The sequence below is a fragment of the Nocardia heshunensis genome (assembly GCF_054782115.1).
Genome location: NZ_BAAGTC010000026.1, coordinates 167,485 through 186,941, shown reverse-complemented (window position 1 = coordinate 186,941; position 19,457 = coordinate 167,485). Strand labels below are relative to the sequence as shown.

The following is a 19,457-nucleotide window of genomic DNA, read 5'->3' as shown; positions in this document are numbered from 1 at the left end:
GAACTGCCATTCGCACACCGAGCAATCGCCTCACCCGCCTGAGACGCGGTAGATCGAAACCTTCGGTCATTGTGCTGATCCCTCCCAGCTTCCGGGCATTGGCCACTGCCACGAGACGGTCGTCATCTCGCCGTGATCACCCGGACAGCCATTTCCTTGGCGGCCGCGCTGACCTCGCCGATCCGAAAGTCACGATCGCGGATGTGCCGCACCAGGTCCGGCTCCGGCGGAAGGCCATGCTTGCGCAGGTAGTGGTGGACCGAGCCGGACCAGATCCAGACGCCGTCGGTGCGGAAGGTCAGGGGTACGTCGCGGTCCGAAGGGATGAACTCGTCAACTTCGAAACTACGGGCCGCCAATACGATCGGGGCGCTCTCCAAGTAGGCGAGGACCTGCTCGCGCAACTGCGGCGACAACGCTTCTCGCGCGGCGACCGGGCGACCGTCCGTGTCACGCGCGTCGTAGACGTGCGCGAGCCGCGGTAGCTCGATTCCATCGGCCATGCTGATCGCCTCCCGCTCCCCAATACATACTCATCTCGATCTTAGTGTCGTGTTACGCAAGATCGCCCGGGGCCGTGGACAGCACCGTTCTGCCGTGGCCGTTAGCGGCAGCCGCACGCGTACAGCGGGCCAGCGCAGTGGCCCGGAGCATCCTGATGCGCCTCGGTTAGGCTGCGGGCGTTTGACGAACGTTCGATCACAGGGGGAATCGTGACCCAGTCGGGCATACAAACCGATGACATCCAGCGCATTTCGGAGACGGCCGCGCGAATGGGCTTGGGGCAGCACATCAAGACCTACGGCGCGATCATGACGAACTGGCGCGCGATCCAGAAAGCGGCGCTGATCTGCGTCGTTCTGGTCGCGGTCACGGTGCTCGGATACGCGGTACACGTCGAGTTGCTGGAAGCCGCGATGTACTTCGCTGTGATCGCGGGGCTGACGGCGGTGATCGGGACCGTGCACGGGATCTACCACGGGAAGCGGAATTCCGGTAAGTGGCTCGAGCTGTTCGAGCACGGGTTGATCTTCAAGTCCAATGAACAGCTGCGCGTAGTCCGGTACGACTCGGCCAGCGTGATCCAGGACTTGGTCGAGCACCGCAGGAACGGTGTCACCACCCGGGTCACCCACGCCTACCAGATGCACGACCTCGACGGCCGCGCACTGCGCCTACGTGAGGGAATCATCAACCCCCAGGAATGGGGAGCACGAATCCAAGAAGGTGTCGCCGCCCATCAGATGCCAAGCGCCCTGGCCAAACTGGGAGCGGGACAGTCGATCGAGTTCGGTGTGATCACGGTGAGCCCAACCGGCGTCACCGGCTACGACACCCACGTGCCCTGGACCGACATCACCGACGTCGACATCGCCGCAGGCCGCTTCCGCATCAAAACCGCCGCCAAACGCCCGCCGATCACCGCCCCCATCAGCTCGCTGACCAACTTCAACCTGCTCTATGCGCTGATCAAGCGGGGCCGCGGTCTGTAGAGCCGTCCAGTCGGCCAACCTCAGATAGCTTGTCTCGCAACCAAATCGGAGTGTGGGCCTCATCGCGCGGGAAGTGGTCGAAGTCCGACGCATAAGTACCGTTCGTCCTACTTCCGAACGGTGGTCAGGTGGCCTGCACGTTGGGATGCCAACTGCGCCAAGTCCCCTTGTGAACGGCTCACCGCGAAATGTTAAGCCGCGGATCTTGCCTCGACGACCTCACCTACGTTGGGAACTCACCCAGCCAGCTTCGCTGCACGATATGCCGAGGCAAGTAGTCGGACTCGACATCGATCGGGATCTCGGCGTCGTAGGCGAGGCAGGCCATGGCCAGTGGACCGGCGGCGATCATGCCGTCGCGGTCGTCTCGGCGGTCGTCCTCATCCGAATTCCAGTACGTTTCATGCAGCTGGAGTGCCTGTTCCAAGCTGTCATTGAACTCGTCGCGTTGCTCACCGAAGAACCGGTAGAACAAATCGATTGGCGGATAGAGAATCTGGAGCATGAGATTCGGAGGCGCATACCTGGCGTTTGCTGGGTCCGTACCTTCGAGGGCAGACCGGAGCTTGCCACCGAGATCCACACCTTCCGACCAGTAGGTTTTCAAGGTTTCGACCCAGTGATAGATGTACTCGTCGAACACCGATCCGGTAGCGCGAAGCATTTCGATCGGAACTTCCGAAAGCATGTTCAGACGAGTCTGATCACGACACATGACCGCGAAGTAAAACGCCATCACCCAGTTGCCGGCGTCAGCGATACCTCGGGTGGATCCAGCTGGGATCGTCAATGTCCGCTCACCGAAACGGAACTCGACAGAACCCTCGGTGGCGGTCGCTACGGCAAAGATCGCCGAGGACACCTGCATAACCTTTACGTAGGCTTCCCAGGTCTCGACCTTGTTTGCCGTCGGATCCAAGCCGGAGCGCAACCCTGCGAGCCTCAGCGAAGCCTGGAGAACGCTCTTGAAGCGTCGAGGATGTTCCTCGATACGACCGAGATGGCGCTCGATCCCGTCATTGATACTCCGGTCTTCGCGATCCGGATCGTTGGTAACTAGGTGATGTCTAGTTGCTGCCCTGGTAGCCACTTGGCTGCGCCTCCTTGGAAACCTCGCGGTTGCGCTACAACTTGTCCCAGGGTCGCTTTCTCTCGATCACGCTCCCGTCCTCGCCCCAGGCTCGGACTGTACGCAATCGGCCCATGTCGTCGAAGTGGCTCTCCTTCGCGAGTTGACCATTGCGGTGCCATTCCTTGTGTACGCCTTCGGGAGTGCCGAAGACGACTTCACCCTCGGACTTGAGCTGACCGTCGGACCACCACGCGCGTTGGAGCCCATGCCGGACTCCGTTCACGTAGAAGGTTTGAGTCAAGAGCTGGTCGCCGAGTGTCGTGACTACCTCGCCCGTGAAGGGCTCGCCGCGGTACTCGAGCCTCAGATCGTCACCAGTGGAGATCTGATCGTCGTCGTAGGTCCGATCGATCCTTTTCACGACTTCCTCTCCTCACTACTTCGGCAACTCACCCAGCCAGATTTCCACCCACCGCTATCACACCTAGACAACAGAAGACCTGTTGATATCCAGAATATTTGTCGCATTCGCTTTCCAAATATCCCACAATTCATCGGGGCTGTTTTCTGCTGCATATTCAGCCTCGGGCTTCGTAACAGGTATGAGAGTTACGGTCTGCAACTCGGGCCGCTTCGCGTCGGAGCCATAGAACAGATCAAATTCGGGACCAAAAAAAGGGCTCGGATATCCGAGCACGCCGCAGATCTGCGTACCTTCGATCAACGGCGACTCGTTCATGAACACCGAATCGTATTCCAGGCCTCTACGGTTGCGGATAACCAGACCTGCTGTCAAATTTACAAGGTGGTGCGCAAAGCCTTCCTGGCCCGTATGAAGCGTGCATATGAGCTCCTCCGGAAACAGTGCATCGATATCCTGGAATCGTAAGCCGTTCGTCACGACGGAGGTTACCTTGTATTCCTCCTGGTCAAAAAATGCCAGGTCGTATCCACGGTTTCTCGTACCATCATCCGCAGGCTCCGCATACCTGAAATTCCCCAAGTATCGAACGTTATGTTCGAACAGTCCTTCAAATTCACGGGGCGATGTCAACAAGTCTCCTTAGTCCTGAACTACAGCAGCGGCCTACACCAGGCTACCCCAGCACCCTATCTCGGGGCGCTGCCCGGCTTTCTTCGGCCCTTTACAATTTCAGCGTCGTCGGGCGCATTCGGCAGTGGCGGATACTTCTCCGCGAGTTCGGCATAATGTCCATATCCCGGTGTATCCAGCTCGAATCCGTGACCACGATTGGCGCTGCTATCCTCGAGTCGGTAATGAGTTCGATCATTGTAGGCACCCTGGAAGCCCGCCTGCGTAATTGGATGATAGATCGCAAATTGCTGCAGTCGCCAATATTCCGCATTCTCAACATGCCCCATATCCGCGACATATGGAGCAGGCTTTGTGAACACCGAATCCTCGTCGACAATCGGCGGTTCGTCGACAACCTCCGCAGAGGAGGAAGAGGGATCGCTAGATAGTTCAGTTGCGTGCGAACCATCCTCGACATTGTGTTCCTGGTACCAACCTGGCGCTGGCACCCGCCTGGCTCGATCTTTATCATCCAATTGAAAGAATTTCGGCTCTCCACTGTCGAGACGTTGCACCTCCAGCCTCTTTCCAGAGGTCGCACATACCATCGTGCCATCCGTCCGCATATCGGCTTTCATGAAGGTAGCGTGTTTCGTGACGGCTCTGAACCCTGGCCTCGAATCGCCATAGACCCAATCGTAGAGTTTTCCGGTTATATGATCGGGCACAACGTCCGGAGTGTGGTGTTGGTCAGGACTTTCGTGTGCAGCACCCTGATCATCACCATGCGTCGGTTCAGTGCCTCGTTCAGAACGGTCCCGAGCACCCTCCGGATTAAGGTTGTGCTTATCCTCATCTCGAGTTCCGGGGACGAATCCGTCCTCGGAGACTTTGATTTTTGCGCCGTCCGGGCGGATGAACTCCCAATCACCATCCGGGGGAATACGAGGGCGGCGGAGACCTTCGGGCGTTATCTCGGCGGTCGACGAGTAGACGTGGCCAAGGTCGTCAGTCCACGCTGGCCTGGTGGGCGCCAGGACGCCGGTACCGGTGGCTTTGGCCAGGTGGGCCGCTGCGTCCGTAGAGGCAGCGTCGCAGCCGATCAGGCGGATGGGTCGACCGTCATATCCGAGTTCCGGGAGACGGGCGGCCAACTCCTGCATCGTGTATTCGTGGCCGTCCAGGAGAACAGTTCCACGTTCGGTCAGGTGGGCGTCGATCGTGAAGAAGCGAGGGTCTTCGGGGACCAGATGCGCAAGAGCGCGCATTTCGGGGTCGGTGTGTAGAGAAAGACCCGCGGGGGTGCGGTCTGCGTAATGTCCCAGTGGATCGGCCGGTGGAACGTGCTCCTCGAGTGGATGGGAGGGATCCCGCTGAGGTTCAGCATCATTCGGGCGATGTCCTGTGGCATCGGAGGCGCGATCAGCACTGTGAGGAGCTGGTTCGTGGCGCGCAGCGGTATCGGAAGGGTGCGGTAGCAGCGCTTCGTGGTTCTCCGCCAGGTACTTGTAAAGCTCGGGGTGGTACTCGTTGAGTAGTCGACTGGGGGTATGTGCCGTCGACGGGTCGAGCATGCCGAGCTTGTCCATCAGGTCGCCGAGTCCACGGCGGAGATGGGGTAATTCGGCAGCCCGAGTCGGATCATGGTAGGCGGAGGCGATGTCGAATATGCGCTGGTGCATCTCATTGAAGCGGTCGATCAGATGCGGTGTCAGCGTTGATGGTCGATCGATCGAGTCAATGGGTGCACGCTCGGGACCCGCGTCCACGGTATGCGGAACTTCCTGCGGGCGAGCCGATTCGACAGGTTGCTGCGGCCCGTCGTCCATGGGGCGTTCGGATTCCGTAGGGTGCGGCGAGGTTTCGGCCGGATCGTTACGGACAGGAGCGTCGTCCAAGGGGAGTCCGCCACCATGGGATTGGACCGATTCATCCGGTGGACGTTGCGGTGAGTCCTTCGGATGGTATTCGTCTACGAGGTTCTCGGGTCGAGGCGGGAAGTCGGTATGGCGACCGCTGTAGTTGTGGGCGTCCCCCATGGTGCGATTGCAGTTGGCGCAGTACGGAGTTGGCTTCGGACCACCTCGCTCGAACGGCTTGTAGGTCTGAGAACGAAGCTCCGCCAAGCCTCGTTGATCAGTCGGCATTTCGGGCTCCCGCGAACCATTCGCCCGATTCTCTGCATTCAACCGCTCACGTTGCCACAGTGCTTGATTCGCGGCCTTGACCTCCGCGTGCCCCAGCGGATCGTCGAAGTGAGGGTGCGGCCGAGTTCCCGGGGGAAAGCCCTGGTACTGCTTGGCGAGGTCTGGTTCGCCACGGCGATTCAATGCCGGGAATCCCTGCTCAGGGCGGTTTCGGGCCTCGGCTTCCATTGCCAGGATGTTCTCTTGAAGCGTGGGATGAAGGTCCTCCCAAGGGATCACGTCGCCAGGCAGACCATTCACACCTTCGTACGCGATGCCTGTACGGGGATCGACTACAACCGCAGTGACGGTACCGTGGGTTTGGTCCGGATGAACGAATCGCCCTTCATCTTCGAGCTGTTTGACCCTTCTGTTGCGTCTGCTCTGCGTCTCTCCCGGACGTTGTTTCGTCTCCTCATATGCGGCTCGAATCTGCTCGGCGCGCTCTTTCGCCATCACTTCCACGTGTTCTTCAAGCGGCCGACCGGCGACCTCGACGATCAGGTCGCCGTCCCTCGTTACTCCCTCGGGATGCTCCACCAGGTCCGCAAGAGCCTTGACCTCGTTGGTAAGTGGCGCCTGAGTGTGGTCATGAGTGATTGCAGTTCGATCCGAATCGACATCGCTCGTTGTACCGTCTTCGTGGGTTCCATGCTGATGGTCACCCTGGTCATCCGTCGGGCGGGAATCTTCCGCCGTGTGCTGGTCGAGGGGCGCTCGGCCCTCCTCGATGGGTGGATGCTCTCGCAGCTGCTGCTGTTCGTTGGTCAGTGAGAACGGTTTGTCGTCTGGGGAGACGACAGGGCCGGGTGTTTCACCATCCGGTCGCAAATCCGCAGGATGCTGGCGCGCCGAATCCGGATGTGGCTCTGCGGTGTCCGCGCTGAACGGCTTGTAGTTCTCGTCGGGGCCATCGAAGCGGGGTTTACCGGACGGGTCCTCCGGGGCTAGCTCGTCTCGCCCGACTCTCGGTTGATCCGATTGATCTCCGATTCGCCCCACGCTTGCCAGATCTTGATCTGGTCTTCCGTGGCCGGGCGGCGTCCCTTCTTCTCCAGGTCGGCCGTGTTCTGGCGGATGGTCTCCGCCCACTTCTGGTCTTCCGGTGAGAGGGGTTTGCGGTTTTGCATCGCTTGCTGGACTATCCGGTCGAATTCCTCCCGGTTCATGGTCGGCCCTTCCTAGGTCCTGGAGTTCGATGACGTACTTGGGGTTGCCGTAGCGGTCGGTGGTTGGGTAGTGGTCTTTGACGAGGAATTTGTTGCCCGGGGGGAAGACGACCTCGTCCTGGTTGCCTGTGGCCCAGGAGATGTCCTTGCCGAAGCGGGAGTCGATGATCATCTCGATGTTGCCGCCCGGCATCGAGCCTTCCTTGTCGGAGGAGGCGAAGCCGTGGTCGACGGGGGTTTTGCCCTGCTGGTAGTCGTCGAGGAAGCGCGAGAGTTTGACCGGGTCGTCGATGTACAGCGACCTGTAGACCACCCCGTTGTGGTCGGGGAGCTTGTTGTAAGCCGATATCAGAGTGCGGATTTCGACGTCGCGATCGTGCAGGGCCTGGGTGTTGCCGTTGCGGGTGGCGTCGTTGACCGGCTCGTTGAGGTGGAAGTACTGGTTGCGGCGGATCGCGTCCAGTTCGGGGTCGGTGAGACGGGCGATCTCGGGGTGGTTGGCCGTCTGTTGTGCGCGGATGTCCTGGATCTCTCCGTCGCCGAGGCGGTTCTTGGCGGCGTATTCCTGTGACGCTCTCGGGTCTTCGTAGTGCGGGTTCGCGTAGTAGGGCTTGTCCTCGACCGGGAGCTTGGGGTGCGAATCCGGTTGGCCGATGCGGGCTTCCGGGAGTGACGGGGAATGGTGCGCATCCGCAGTGGAGTCGTGCGGGTGGAGGGGATCGCCGTGCGAGTCGTAGATGATCGCGTGTGTGTTGGCGACGTTGGTGCGGTCGCCGGGGAAAGGGTGCGGGCCTTCGCCCAGGGCGGGATCGTGGATGACGAGCATGCCGCCGTCGTTGGTGACGGTGTAGGCGTGGGCGCCGACTCCGTTGTCATCGACAGGGCCGTGGTACTCATCGACGACGATGGCGGTGGCGCCGTCGCCTAGTCGGTATAGCTGGTCGGCCAGGACACCCGGGGTGTCCATCGGCTGCATGTGGGCGCCCGCGGCATTTTCGAGTTCCTCGGCCGACATCCCCCGGTGGGCGATCTGCGGATCGTCGGGGACGTGGATGTTCGGATTGCCGGTCAGCTCCTGGACATGCTGAAGGGCTTGTGGGCCACAGTCGTTCGGCGAGCGATGTTCGTCGGGTACATGCGGCGTGTGGTCCGCGACGGGGTCCGGGTTGCGGTACTCGTTGACGAACTCGTCGTATCCGTGTGGCGGACCCTCTGCCAGTTCGTATTCGGGGCTGCGAAACTTGGCCGGATCGTGCGGCGTCGAGCCGAAGGTCCGTTGAAAATCACCGAGATCCGAGCGATCCGGGCGCGGGTATTCGGGGATGATCTCGTGCGACTGGCCCGCGGCGATCTTGCCGAAGTTGTAGAGGGACTCACTCGGTGTGCTTCGGAAGTCGCCGTCGTGGAACTTGTAGTAGGCGGTGTGGGTGCCGATATCGTTGAAAGTTCTTATACCGCCCGGGAATTGAGCGGTGATCCGGCGAGCGCCGAATGCGTCGACCGACGGGTCGAGACCCAATCCGAGGCCGAGAGCCGGTGCGGCGCGGGAGATGTCGTCCGGATGACTGGAGCCGATCCAGGTGACCGGGTCGCGCGGCGAGCTGGCGACGAACACATTGTCGCCGATGCCGAACCGGGAGGCGTGCGGGACCGGACCCGCACCGGGAGATCCCAGCAGGGTGATGGTCGTGACCTCACCCGCCAGGCGGCCGCCCGCACCGGCGAAACTCGTTGTGGTGGAGCCATAGCTGTGACCGAAGAGGTGCACGTCCGGAACGGCCGCGCCGTCGGGCAGCCCGGCGTTCATCTTGCGGGTTTCGTTGAAGGCGGCCACATCTCGGGCCAGCAGCTGACCGCCGCGCTTGGCCAGATCGGTGTGGGCCATCTCCTTGAAGATCTTCGGAATGCCGCTCGGCGCGTCGTAGCCGATCCAGGCGATCGACGCCACCGCCCCGGGATCCTCTGTGTTCCTGGAGGTTTCCCAGAAGTGGTTGAACGAGTTGTTCAGGTTCACCTTCAGGCTGCGCACCGTGGTGGTGATGCCCGGGATGTGGTACGACACCGTCGATGCCTTGTCCACGTCGCCGAACGCGACGACGGCGCGACCCTCCCCGTTGAATGCCCGCGCGTCATAGGACAGCACCCGAACGGGCGGTCGATGACCGTCGTTGCGCTGGGCGTACGTGTCGGCGAGCCTGTCGGCCAGCCTCAGGTTCTCGACGGTCTTGCTCAGGTTCTTGTACTCCCGATAGCCGTCCGGATCGAAGAACCTGTTCATGAATTTGTCTACGCGCGGGTTGTTCTCGCGCAGGTCCACCATGTCCCGGGCGATCGACAACCGGTTGGCCTGGTCGCGCACGGGCGTCGGAATGCCGTCGGCATTGCCGATTTCGCGCGGATGCACCCGCGCCATCGCGTCCTGCTGATCATCGGTCAGCGAATGCCACCACTCGTGATTCTCCCGAGCCCGATTGTGCGCACCGGCCTGATCGGTGTTCTCGGGATGGAGCAACGAGGAGGGGTCCTCATGCCCCAGTCGTTCGAGCGCTTCCTGCGCGTGTAGTCGTTCCGCATCGGTGATCGGCCGATCCTCCGGCAGCACAGGGTGATTCGGATGTTCGGATGGTGTGGGAGCTTCGTGCTCGTGCGGCTGCTGAGGATCGGAGGACGGCTGGTCGTGCTCGTTGTGGCTGTGCCCGTCCTTGTCGTGATTCTGCGCTTCCTTGTCGCTGCCGTGGGTCTGGTCGGTCGGCTGAGAGCGGTTGCCGTGGTCCTTGTCACCGGTGCCGTCATGGTCGACCGCCGCATCATCCGGGCGAGCGCCGATGCGGCCCTCCGGCTTGTCTCCATGCTTGGCACCGTTGTCGCCTTCATGCTGGGCACCGTTGCCGTCAACCGGGCGAGCCTTCTCCGGATGTTCGCTCGGGACACCCGCACCGTGCTCCTGCTGCACGACCTGAGCGCGGTCGCTGACCTTCGGTGTGGCGGCCTCGATGCCGGTCGGCTTCGCCTGGGCGGGAGCACCGATCCCGGTGTCCCCCTTCGGAGCCGCCCCGGCCTTCGGCGTCTCGGGCGGCGGCGTGGCAGAGTGCGGCGTCTCGGTGCGCGGAGCGGCGGTCCCAGCGGGTCGCACCTCGGCCGGGGTGGCGCCACGTGCAGGGTTCGCGGGTTGAGCGACATCGGAAGCCTTTGGCGTTCCGACGTTTTGCGGACTCGGTGCGGCTTGACCACCCGGCGCGGCCCCCGACTGCAGATTGGTGAGCTGCTGCCCGTTCCCGGTATCGGCGCCAGGGCGAACGGCGTTGTCTGCCTTCACCTCCGTGGTGGAAGCCGGGTGGGTGTTCACCTCGTTCTGCGGGGCGGACTGACTCGCGGGTGTCTCGCTGCTCGGCTTCTGGATTTCCGGCGACACCGCGGACGGGTCGGTGACCGTCGGCACCCGTGCGTCTTTGTAAGAGTGCAGCAGCCCGGAGCCGAGGCCGCCCACGGCCCCCGCGGTGATCATGCGAGGGTCCAACTCGGTGTTGCCGGTCGCCAAAGCGCTTGCGCCCCAGCCAGCCAGACCGGCCGTCGCGCCCGTGCCGATGGTCGTGATGCCGCCGGCGAACACCTTGCCGACGGTGTTCTTGACGAGGGGGGTCCTGCCGAGAACGTTCTTCAACCCCGCGCCGACGGGCGCACCGACCAGGCCACCGACACCACCGGCCAGGGCCATGGTGCCGACCTCGCCCCAATCGAACTTCTCGCGACGGCCTTCATACCGTTGCCACGCCTGGATGCCCGCATCCGGGGCCGCCCCGAGCCCCGCGCCGATCGCCGCGCCCAGCCCGAGCTTGGCCGCGTAGATCGCGAAGTTCTTGAGGGCCTCCTTGATCTCGGCGGCCGTGGCCCACTTCGCCTCGTGCCCGGCCAGATACTTGAGCAGACGCTTTATCAAAAACCGCACGGTAATACGGGTTGCGGCGACCTCGGCGGCCTCAACCGCCGGGCTGAAGATCAGCGACGCCGCGGCGGCGAGAAGTTCCGCGGCCAGGATGATCAACGTCGCGTTGAACATGAGTTTCGTGTACTCGAACTCGTTGCCCGTGCCGTCGGCCATCGCGGCGATCTGGTCGAACCATTTGATCATGCCGTCGAGCGATGCCGCGCTGCCGTCGCCGCCGTACTTCAGCACTTTCAGCTGTTCGATCATCTCCTTGCCGCCATCGCCCTGCGGATAGGCGAGCTGCACGGCAGAGATGGCATCGTCGACGTCGGATTTGATGCTTTCGAGTTGCTTCGCGGCGGCCCGCCAGTCGTCGGCGAGGCCCCACATCTGATCTTCGTTGCCCTCGGGCCACTTCATGCCGACCAGGTAGCCGAGGGTCCCGACCGCGGGCGGCTGCCAGATCACTGTGCTCTCCCCGATCCGAAAAACGTGCGCTCAGACGCCGTTTCGGACCGCTGCCCCCGTGCTGCCACTCCCGCCCCCGGACCAGAATCGACCTGTCAGCGATTCAACTGTCCACCAGGTGTTTTCACGAACGAACAGTCGATAATCGTGCGCTACGCTGCCATACAAGTCGCCGATCGGCAACCCGGAAATCCGGATCGGCTATCAATCAGCAGCCTCGGAAAGGGACGGCATGCGATCGCTGTGGTTCATTCCCCAGGGCAACACCGTGATCGAGCCCGAAGCGACCACCGGCTATCGAGGCGGTTGGTCGTCCACGCTCCGGCCCTTGACCGAACGGCAGGCGGCGGCGGTCGCCGCGCATGGACGACGCCGCGCACGGGAGATCGTCTCGCTACTCGAAGGCGCGGGCTTTGTCGCGGATGCGACGGGTGCGGAGCGCTGGAACGAAACCGAGCTCGTCGGCGAGGGATTCAATCGTTTCGACAAGGGATCGAACGGCCGTGTCCACTCGGTGTCCGCTCGACTCGCACTGCCCGAGACCACGCCCGGAATCGGTGAGCTGGCCGCTCGTTTCACACGCTTGCCCGACGACGTCGTCGAGCGGGTCCGGGCCGACAAGCCCGACCGGACGTACACGTTGTTCCTGCCGTCTCGTCACGGGCATGCAGCGCAGGTCACTCTCGCCGCACGGGACGAGCCGCGGCGAATCACCGCCACGATCGTCGCGAACAGCAAGCCCCACTTCTATCGCTGGGACAAACGAGACTCGGTCTGGCAGATGCTTCGCAGTGGAAAGACCGAAGACCACGATGAACGCCGGGCAACCGAACTCGCTCACCTCGGTTTCTCCAGCCGGGACTGGCCCGTGCACGCCGCACTGCCCGATGGCATGCCGGAGCAGGAGGCCACCGAGCGGGTCCGCCTCTATCTGATGGGTGCCGGTGTCGGGATCGCGGGGGCGGCGCTCGATCCCCGGCGTGGCGACGGTTGCTGGGATGTCTCGATCTCCGGCGACGCCGCCCTGGATACCCTCGGCGCGCTGCGAATCACCGATACAGGGCGCATCAGTCCACCCGAGTGAACTTGGAGCAACCGTCACGTCCGGATCTGAAACACCGCTCGTGAATGTGTAGGGTCGCAGGCGTATCCGAACGGGTGGTCCACGCTTCCCGGTCGACGAGGGGAGCGACATCGTGAGCAGTCCGCAGGGCGGAAATCCGGACGAGGCCTTCTTCAAGGACCTCGCGTCCGCGTTCGCGGAGGCCGGCGGCGACGCTGCTCCCGGCATCGACATCGTGTCCCATCCCGGCCCCGAAGCGGTCGTCGACGAGAAGCAGACCGCCGAGCGAGCGCGCCAGCTCACGCATCAGATCGCTCGAGAACTCGCCGCCGACGGGCCGGAGGGCTGGGAGCGCATCGACGCGGTCTTCGCCTGGACCGTTGTCGCACAAACGTGGAACCTGACCTACTCCGCGAACGGACGCGCGGTACGGGCCGAACCCTCGCAGAACGCTTTGCTCGCAGTACAGGAACAGCGGGAAATCGCTGCGGAACTGCCCGCCGGACCGTGGTGGCGAATGCGCCTCATCATCACCAACTCCGGTGAGGTCCAGACCGATTATGACTACGGAGACGAACCGTTTCCCGACGATCAGCTCTTCTCCGCCGAGGCGTATCGCGCGGATCTGGAGCAGTATCCACGCGATCGACTACCGGTCTGGCTGGCCGCCTATGTCGGCCATGAGGGCAAGCAGCAGCGGTCGCCGCGGGTCGCGGCCGAACAGGCTCGCATCGACCGTGGCAAAGGCATTCACGGTGAGGTGAGCACCGCGGATTTCCCGCCCCTTCCCCTGGTTTGGGCTCGATGGACGGCCTTGGCGGCGGCCTATGCGGCGCTCGCGTCGCCGCAGGGTCCCCGAATTCTGCCCGCACTCGGCTGGTTCGAGAGCTCTCGGCGTAGTGGAAGCACCCTGTACGTGCTGCCCGGTGATCGGGCGGTCATCTCCGGAGGTGTGTGGAACGCACCCGAGCTGGATGCGGCGTACAACGGGGGCAAGCCGTTGCCGGAATTCTATGCGGGCGCACCGGATTGGATCACGGACGCCATCCTCAATCCACGTGCTGCCTCGGGGCAGCTGTCGTTCTGCTACTGGTGGGAGAACGGGCGCTGGCATCGCGGCGAATCACCTGGCGGGCAGGGGTTGGTCGAAGCGGTTCCAGGGATCTGGACCGCCGAGGCGACCGTGGGCATCATCGCGAACGTTCTCGCCACGGCGACCGAACAATCGGTGAGCGACACCGTGAAGACGTCCATCGCGACGCTGGTGGCGGCTGCGGAAGCCGGTGTCGTCACCTTCGAAACCATCTCCGCTGCTTTCGATCCGACGCGATTCGATGTCGATGCCGCGTTGAACCAGTTCTCGCTCGCCGGATTGCGCACGTTCGTCGTCCTCCCGCCGCTGTCTCGAACTGACGCGATCGAGCAGGTGCGCAGGCATATTCGAAACACGGGCGCGGACACCACCGGCTATCCGCTGGAACAATTGACCGCGGATCGCATCGACGCGGGCTGGATGGTCTACGTGCCGACGCAGCCGGGGCAGATCATGCTCGGCCGGGCCATCTATTACATCGCCGATGATGGGGTGATCGAGACCTCCTCGTCGTCGGTGCCGCCGAATGTCTTCATCGCCGGATTCACCCAGCGCTACCGTGACCGGACCGGTAGCTGAGCACGAGAACTCATGGTTCACATTGCCGTAGACGCCGCACGACGCTAGCGTCAGCCTCAATCACTGGACGGGGAGGATTACCAGTCATGACCGACAAAGTCGAGGTCGATCCCGAGCTCCTACGCAACGCATCCGCCAAGACCAATGTGGTCAACGACCGCCTACGCGCGGTCCTGACCGGGTTGGAAGCCGCAAGCGACGGCCGCAGCGGTGCATGGGGCAGCGACGAGTACGGCGAGAAATTCGCCAAGGGTGAGAGCGGCAACGGGTATCTCGCCGCACGCGACAACCTCACCGCCGTCGTCGGCAAGCTCGCGGGAAACGCCGACAGCCACGCCACCGGACAAGACGATTCGTCGAAACTGCACGACGGCACCGACAAGTCCAACGCGGACGCCTTCAAGGCGTAGCTCGTGGCCAACGAATTCCTCAAGGCCGAACTGGCCTCGATGGTCGACGAGTTCCAGGCTCAGGTCGAGATACTCAATGACATCCAGCAGAAGCGCGCGCAACTCATGGCGACCGGTTACGCCCTGCAGAAGCGGGTCACCGTCGTCGTGAACGCCGACGGGATCGTCATCGAAACCCGATTCGACGATGACCTGGAAGGCCATACGCTCGACGAGCTTTCGAAGGCAGTCACCGAGGCGGCCCAGGCGGCATCGACCGAATTGGCCCGCAAGAGCACCGAACTCACGGCCCCCATCCAGGAACGCAAGGGCCGGATGCCGAAGATGTCGGACCTCATCGAGGGGCTGCCGGACCTCAAAGCCCAAATGCCCGAACGAATCCCGGCATCCATCGCTCCCCCGAATTCGCCGGAACGCCAGCAGCACGACAAGCCTGCGATGACGTTCACCGACGTCGAGGATCTCGATGACGTCACGCCCGGACGGATTCGGGCAGACGACTGGTGAGATGGATCGCGTTGGAACCACTGAATCCGATCGAACAGCACGAGATGCTGGTCGCGATCACGAGTGAGGTGATCGGGACTCTGCCGGTGGGGTGGTCGCGGCTGAGTGTGCGTGGCGTGATGCTTGGGGGGATTTCCGAGGCGCACACGATCGTCGAGATGAGCGATGGGACGGCCGATGGTTGGGCGTTCCCGCGGGGTCTCTGGCGGAAGTTCCACTTGTTGCGCAGCGGGATGTGGTCCGAAGGGCTCGGTACCTGGTTCGAGTTCGTCTACATCCTGGATGCCCCGGACCGCTTCACTATTCGATACAACCGCGACCGGGAACCGCAGTTGGTTCGTCCGGACCCCTCGGAGAACTACATCGCGACCGAGAATCGCTGGTTTCGCCGATCGGCCGAGCACATGCCCGAGTGGTATCGCCGCGGTTTGGATGGCACATCGATGGCTGTCCCTCCGCTGCCTCCGTGGATGACTCCTTCCGATCCGGCCGAGCAGCGCCGTATCGATGAGGCAACTGCCGCTCGGATGGGGATCACGGTCGAGCGGCTACACGAGATCGATCGTCAGATGGCCGAGGATGTGCGAGCTCGCGATGCAGTTCCGGTCGAAGACCGAATTCTTGATGCCAGCCCCAAGTTCAACAGCGGATCCGCACCTTTACCGGCGGAAAATAGAAGTGCTCCAGCGGAACTCGGTCCTCGACCGTTCCTGCCGCCTCCACCACTGCCGCCGCTACCTCGGCCCCCGTTCCCGCCCGTGCCAGACCCGCCGAAGGGATTCGTGGCACCGTTGCAGCCGGTCGGGATCTACCAGGAGATGTTCCGCAAGCCGCGAACCGAACTTCCGTCCTTGCGCGATTCCTTCACCGCCGGGCCGGTCGAGGATCGGGACATGATCGTGGCGTACATGAAGGCGGCTACCCCGATCTTCGATGTGCTGGTCGATTTCACCGATCTGTTGGACGTATCGCGCTCGATCCCCGGCGGCCCATCACTGGTTTCCGACGGAGTGTGGATCTGGCGCATGGATTCGATCCACTATCTGGAGCACTACCCGCTCGAGATCCCACCGGCGTTCCTCGACCACGTCCGAGCCCGGAACTACCGGCACACAACCGCTGTCGACGTCTCCGACAAGAGATTCGACACGGCCATCGCCGCATTTTCCTGACCTGGCCGATGCGGGCGCGAAGGCGAGCCTACTTATGCTGCCCCCCACCGCCTTCGGCGGACAACCGATCGATCAGGTTGTTGCCGGCCGCCGACGCGTCGGCGTCGTTCGGGATCCAGGGCACGCTGTAGCCGACCTGGGTTCCCGGGCGGAGGCTCGGGGCCAGTTTGGAGTTGCAGGTGGAGAAGCAGGGTTGGCGTTCGCTGTAGAGGCCGGTGATCTGGTCGGGCTTGAGGCCCTTGGCGTTCAGCTTGTTGACGATGTCGTCTTCGGCGGGGCCGGTGTCGTTGTCCGGCTGGCCGTCGCCGGAGCCGACCAGCATGTCGCCGGTTTGCGGATCATTCCAGCCGGGGACGACCGCGACCATGATGTTGCGGGACGGGGGGACACCGCCGGTGGTGCGGGCGCGGTAGGCGGCTTGGCTGAGTTTGTCACTGTTGTATGGGATTTGGCTGTAGTTGCAGTTTTGGCCGCAGGTGGAGCGGTTGCGGGCGTTGTCGCCTTCGGTGCGGACGGTGGTGACCATGCGGTCGATTTCGGCCTGGATCATGGCGGTGGCTTGGATTTCGACCTGGGCGGCGAAGTGGATGTCCCAGTTGATGTAGACGTCGTGGCCCTCGGCGTTTGCTTTCGCTTGTGCCTCAATCCGTTTGGTGGCTCGGATGTCCGCAGTGATGGCGGCGACGCTGCTGTCGATGCAGCTCATGACCGAACTACCGCTGATGGGGAGGGTTTGGGCGGCGGTGCAGCCCGCGCTGGGCCTGCCCTCGACGGTGACGGAGGCCTTCATGACCGCGGAGACGTTGCCGGACAAGGTCGCCTTGCGGGTGGAGGTCGTCGAGGTGGTGACGTTCGAGGTGACCGTACAGCTGGATTCGCTGCATTTGAGGTCGCCGGAGGGGTCGAATTGGAAGTTGATGCCGACATCCAGCGAATTGCTCAGCGTTTGAGTCTGATTGACGATGTCGTTGTAGACCTGATCGCGGTCGGCGGGCGTCATCACGGCGAACATGATCGGGCCCATTTGATTGTTCTGACCACCGAAGATTCCGCCTGCGGAATCCGGGGACTCGGTGGTGGTCGTTGCTGTCGCGCCGGTGCCGGTCGGCGGCGTCAGCCTGAGCAGGCGGTACGGCGCGGTCGCCGAAACTCCCAGGGTGCCGAGCGATGTCGGGACCTCGTAGGCCTGGTCCGCGCCGATCTGCACCGTCGGGTCGCCGACCCGGGGGAAGCCGTTCGCGTGATCGAGGGCCTGCAACAGCTGCGTGGCGAGTTCACGAGGTGACAGCACGCCAGAGGGAATCCCGTCGGCGAGATCGTCTGCGCCGGTCAGCCATTTGCCATCCACAGATGACAGTGACGCTCCATGCGGCAGATTCGCGGCAACCTTGCTCTTAGGCGGTTTGGCGTACGTCTTCCCACCGACCACGAGGACGTCGGTCGAATCGCCGCCCGAAGTCGCCTTCCCCAACACCTCCCCGCCGGAGGTGGCACGCACGTCCCAGGTGTCCCCCTGCGCGCCGGTCCCCGTGTAGTACGCGGCAGGCTGCGACATGAGATCCACGACCGCCGCATAGAACGGGGCAGTATTCGAAGCAGCCACGGGGTGCCCGGACACCGAGGTAGCACACCCGGCCACGACCACCACGGCACTCAACATGCCCGCGAGCATCCCAATTCGTCTGGTCGAGTGGCGCTTCAGCCGATACATCGGTCCCCCCGCTTCGATCATGCACTGCCGATCCGCACCCTAACTCACAGCGGACAAACCTCGCGACCCCGCAACCTGTGCTGGTAGGGGATGGCGCTGGGTACCTTCGAGGTAAGGACTCGAGGGTGGGAGGGCCTATGGCTGAGGGCGTGGATCGGGTGGGACCGTCGGATGCGGAGCTTCGTGAGACGTTGCTGATTGTCGACACCGATATCGGGGGTGATCCGGATGATGCTGTCGCGCTGGTCGTTGCGGCGCGGAGGCCGGAGTTGGCGCTGGTTATTACGAGTGATGAGTGTGGGGATCGGCGGGCCCGGCTCGCTCGGCATCTGCTGGATTCGTTGGGGCGGACGGATGTGCCCGTGGTCGCCGGGCGGGACCTGGGGAACGAGAAGTATTGGGCGGCAGAGGGGCTCGTGCCGGAGGATGTTGTGCTGCCCGGCGGGAATGTGGTCGGGGCGGTGCGGTGGGTGTTGACGCGGGCCCAGGGCTGGGTGCGGTGGCTTGGGCTCGGGCCGATGTCGAACCTTGCGGACGCGATCGAGGGGATTCCCGATTGCGTTGGGCGGCTGGTGGTTACGCAGATGGGTGGGAGTCTGGATGATCACGGGCGGGCCGAGCACAACTTTCGGCTCGATGCCGGTGCGGCGCGGAAGGTGTTGCATGCCGGGGTGCACCTGCGGATCGTGCCGGCGGATGTGACCTTTCATCCGGAGAATGAAATCAACTCGGGCTCAGCGGAATACATGATTCTGGAGAACTCCCGGCCTTCGGGGCAGCTGATCCGGGCGCACCTGGATCAGTGGTTCGAGAACTTTCATCCGGGCACGATGCAGCACGATGCGATGGCCCTGAGCCGGGCGTTGGGAGCCTCGTCACTGCAATCCGAGCAGGTCGGAGTCGACATCGACGAGAGCGGGAGGATGACCCGCGGCGAGCATGAGGTTTCCCTGACACGCTCCGCGGACTATCCCGCGTTCAGGTCGTGGTTGCTGTCGTGGCTGGACGACACCTTGGCGGAGGACAAGCCATTTCACTTGATCTGGCTGCGTCAGTCACCGTCGTTCCATCGATTCCGCAACGGCACCATCCGCCTCGAGGAGCGCTGGCAGGGCGACGAGACCGGCCGGAAGTTGAAGATCCGCACGGGGACATTCGAACCCGCCACCCACGACGACATCACCGAAGTCCTCCGGCCCACAGCCGATCTCGACTACGCGCGACTCTCCGAGGAACGGTTCATCTGGGAGACAGAAGAAGCGCGCCGCCTGTACCTGCGAGGCGACGGACCGATCTTCGAGATCTACCAGCAGATCGACCAGATACTCGCGCCGATTCGTCGAAAGCGACGGTCGATGACCGAGGAGGAGAGCGCGACAGTCAGAGCACTGTGGCAGAAGACCTTCGGAATGTGGGAAGAGGAATTCGCCCGGCGTGCGATCGGCGAAGCGCCCTCGTTCCGCTACTCGGGAGACGGGTCGTACTGACGAGGGTGTGTGATCTCGGTCGGAGCGGCTATCAAGATCAGGGAGTACTCACGGTGGCGAAACGGGCAAATTTCCGCAGTGAGTAC

13 protein-coding genes are annotated in these 19,457 nt (G+C 63.2%); 7 read left to right on the top strand and 6 right to left on the bottom strand.

Annotation, left to right across the window (positions count from 1 at the left end; genetic code table 11):
* Positions 1–122: 122 nt before the first annotated feature.
* Positions 123–503, bottom strand: a complete 381-nt coding sequence (locus ACYVN4_RS40885; protein ID WP_460728908.1) for a hypothetical protein — start codon at positions 501–503, stop codon at positions 123–125.
* A gap of 210 nt (positions 504–713) precedes the next feature.
* On the opposite strand from ACYVN4_RS40885, the gene ACYVN4_RS40880 reads away from it, so the two are divergent.
* Positions 714–1,493: a DUF6585 family protein gene (locus ACYVN4_RS40880; protein ID WP_460728906.1), complete on the top strand. Its 780-nt coding sequence runs from the start codon at positions 714–716 to the stop codon at positions 1,491–1,493.
* A gap of 223 nt (positions 1,494–1,716) precedes the next feature.
* On the opposite strand, the gene ACYVN4_RS40875 is transcribed toward ACYVN4_RS40880, so the two are convergent.
* The 4 genes from ACYVN4_RS40875 to ACYVN4_RS40860 all read right to left on the bottom strand — a co-directional run bounded on the left by ACYVN4_RS40875 (position 1,717) and on the right by ACYVN4_RS40860 (position 11,349).
* A complete protein-coding gene (locus tag ACYVN4_RS40875) occupies positions 1,717–2,583 on the bottom strand; it encodes an immunity 49 family protein (RefSeq protein ID WP_460728904.1) in 867 nt (288 codons plus the stop codon).
* A 34-nt stretch (positions 2,584–2,617) separates the two neighbouring features.
* Positions 2,618–2,986 (bottom strand): toxin-antitoxin system YwqK family antitoxin, encoded by a 369-nt coding sequence (locus tag ACYVN4_RS40870; RefSeq protein WP_460728902.1) that lies wholly within the window; start codon positions 2,984–2,986, stop codon positions 2,618–2,620.
* Between the two features lie 63 nt (positions 2,987–3,049).
* On the bottom strand, positions 3,050–3,619 hold the full coding sequence (locus ACYVN4_RS40865; protein ID WP_460728900.1) for a suppressor of fused domain protein: 570 nt from the start codon (positions 3,617–3,619) through the stop codon (positions 3,050–3,052).
* Between the two features lie 56 nt (positions 3,620–3,675).
* Positions 3,676–11,349, bottom strand: coding sequence for an alpha/beta hydrolase (locus ACYVN4_RS40860; protein ID WP_460728898.1), 7,674 nt, complete (start codon positions 11,347–11,349; stop codon positions 3,676–3,678).
* 328 nt (positions 11,350–11,677) lie between these two features.
* Here ACYVN4_RS40860 and ACYVN4_RS40855 point away from each other — a divergent pair, with 328 nt between their 5' ends.
* The 5 genes from ACYVN4_RS40855 to ACYVN4_RS40835 all read left to right on the top strand — a co-directional run bounded on the left by ACYVN4_RS40855 (position 11,678) and on the right by ACYVN4_RS40835 (position 16,173).
* The gene (locus tag ACYVN4_RS40855; protein WP_460728896.1) at positions 11,678–12,433 is read left to right on the top strand and encodes a hypothetical protein; all 756 of its coding nucleotides are present in this window, start codon (positions 11,678–11,680) and stop codon (positions 12,431–12,433) included.
* Between the two features lie 112 nt (positions 12,434–12,545).
* Positions 12,546–14,084 carry a hypothetical protein gene (locus tag ACYVN4_RS40850; RefSeq protein WP_460728894.1) on the top strand — a complete coding sequence of 513 codons (1,539 nt, stop codon included), beginning with the start codon at positions 12,546–12,548 and terminating at the stop codon, positions 14,082–14,084.
* Positions 14,085–14,170: 86 nt separating this feature from the next.
* A complete protein-coding gene (locus ACYVN4_RS40845) occupies positions 14,171–14,494 on the top strand; it encodes a WXG100 family type VII secretion target (RefSeq protein WP_460728892.1) in 324 nt (107 codons plus the stop codon).
* Between the two features lie 3 nt (positions 14,495–14,497).
* The gene (locus ACYVN4_RS40840) at positions 14,498–15,001 is read left to right on the top strand and encodes a YbaB/EbfC family nucleoid-associated protein (protein ID WP_460728890.1); all 504 of its coding nucleotides are present in this window, start codon (positions 14,498–14,500) and stop codon (positions 14,999–15,001) included.
* Positions 15,002–15,045: 44 nt separating this feature from the next.
* On the top strand, positions 15,046–16,173 hold the full coding sequence (locus ACYVN4_RS40835) for a hypothetical protein (protein ID WP_460728888.1): 1,128 nt from the start codon (positions 15,046–15,048) through the stop codon (positions 16,171–16,173).
* A gap of 28 nt (positions 16,174–16,201) precedes the next feature.
* On the opposite strand, the gene ACYVN4_RS40830 is transcribed toward ACYVN4_RS40835, so the two are convergent.
* Positions 16,202–17,833 (bottom strand): nucleic acid/nucleotide deaminase domain-containing protein, encoded by a 1,632-nt coding sequence (locus ACYVN4_RS40830; protein WP_460728886.1) that lies wholly within the window; start codon positions 17,831–17,833, stop codon positions 16,202–16,204.
* A gap of 188 nt (positions 17,834–18,021) precedes the next feature.
* Here ACYVN4_RS40830 and ACYVN4_RS40825 point away from each other — a divergent pair, with 188 nt between their 5' ends.
* Positions 18,022–19,371, top strand: a complete 1,350-nt coding sequence (locus ACYVN4_RS40825) for a nucleoside hydrolase (protein ID WP_460728884.1) — start codon at positions 18,022–18,024, stop codon at positions 19,369–19,371.
* Positions 19,372–19,457: the final 86 nt, after the last annotated feature.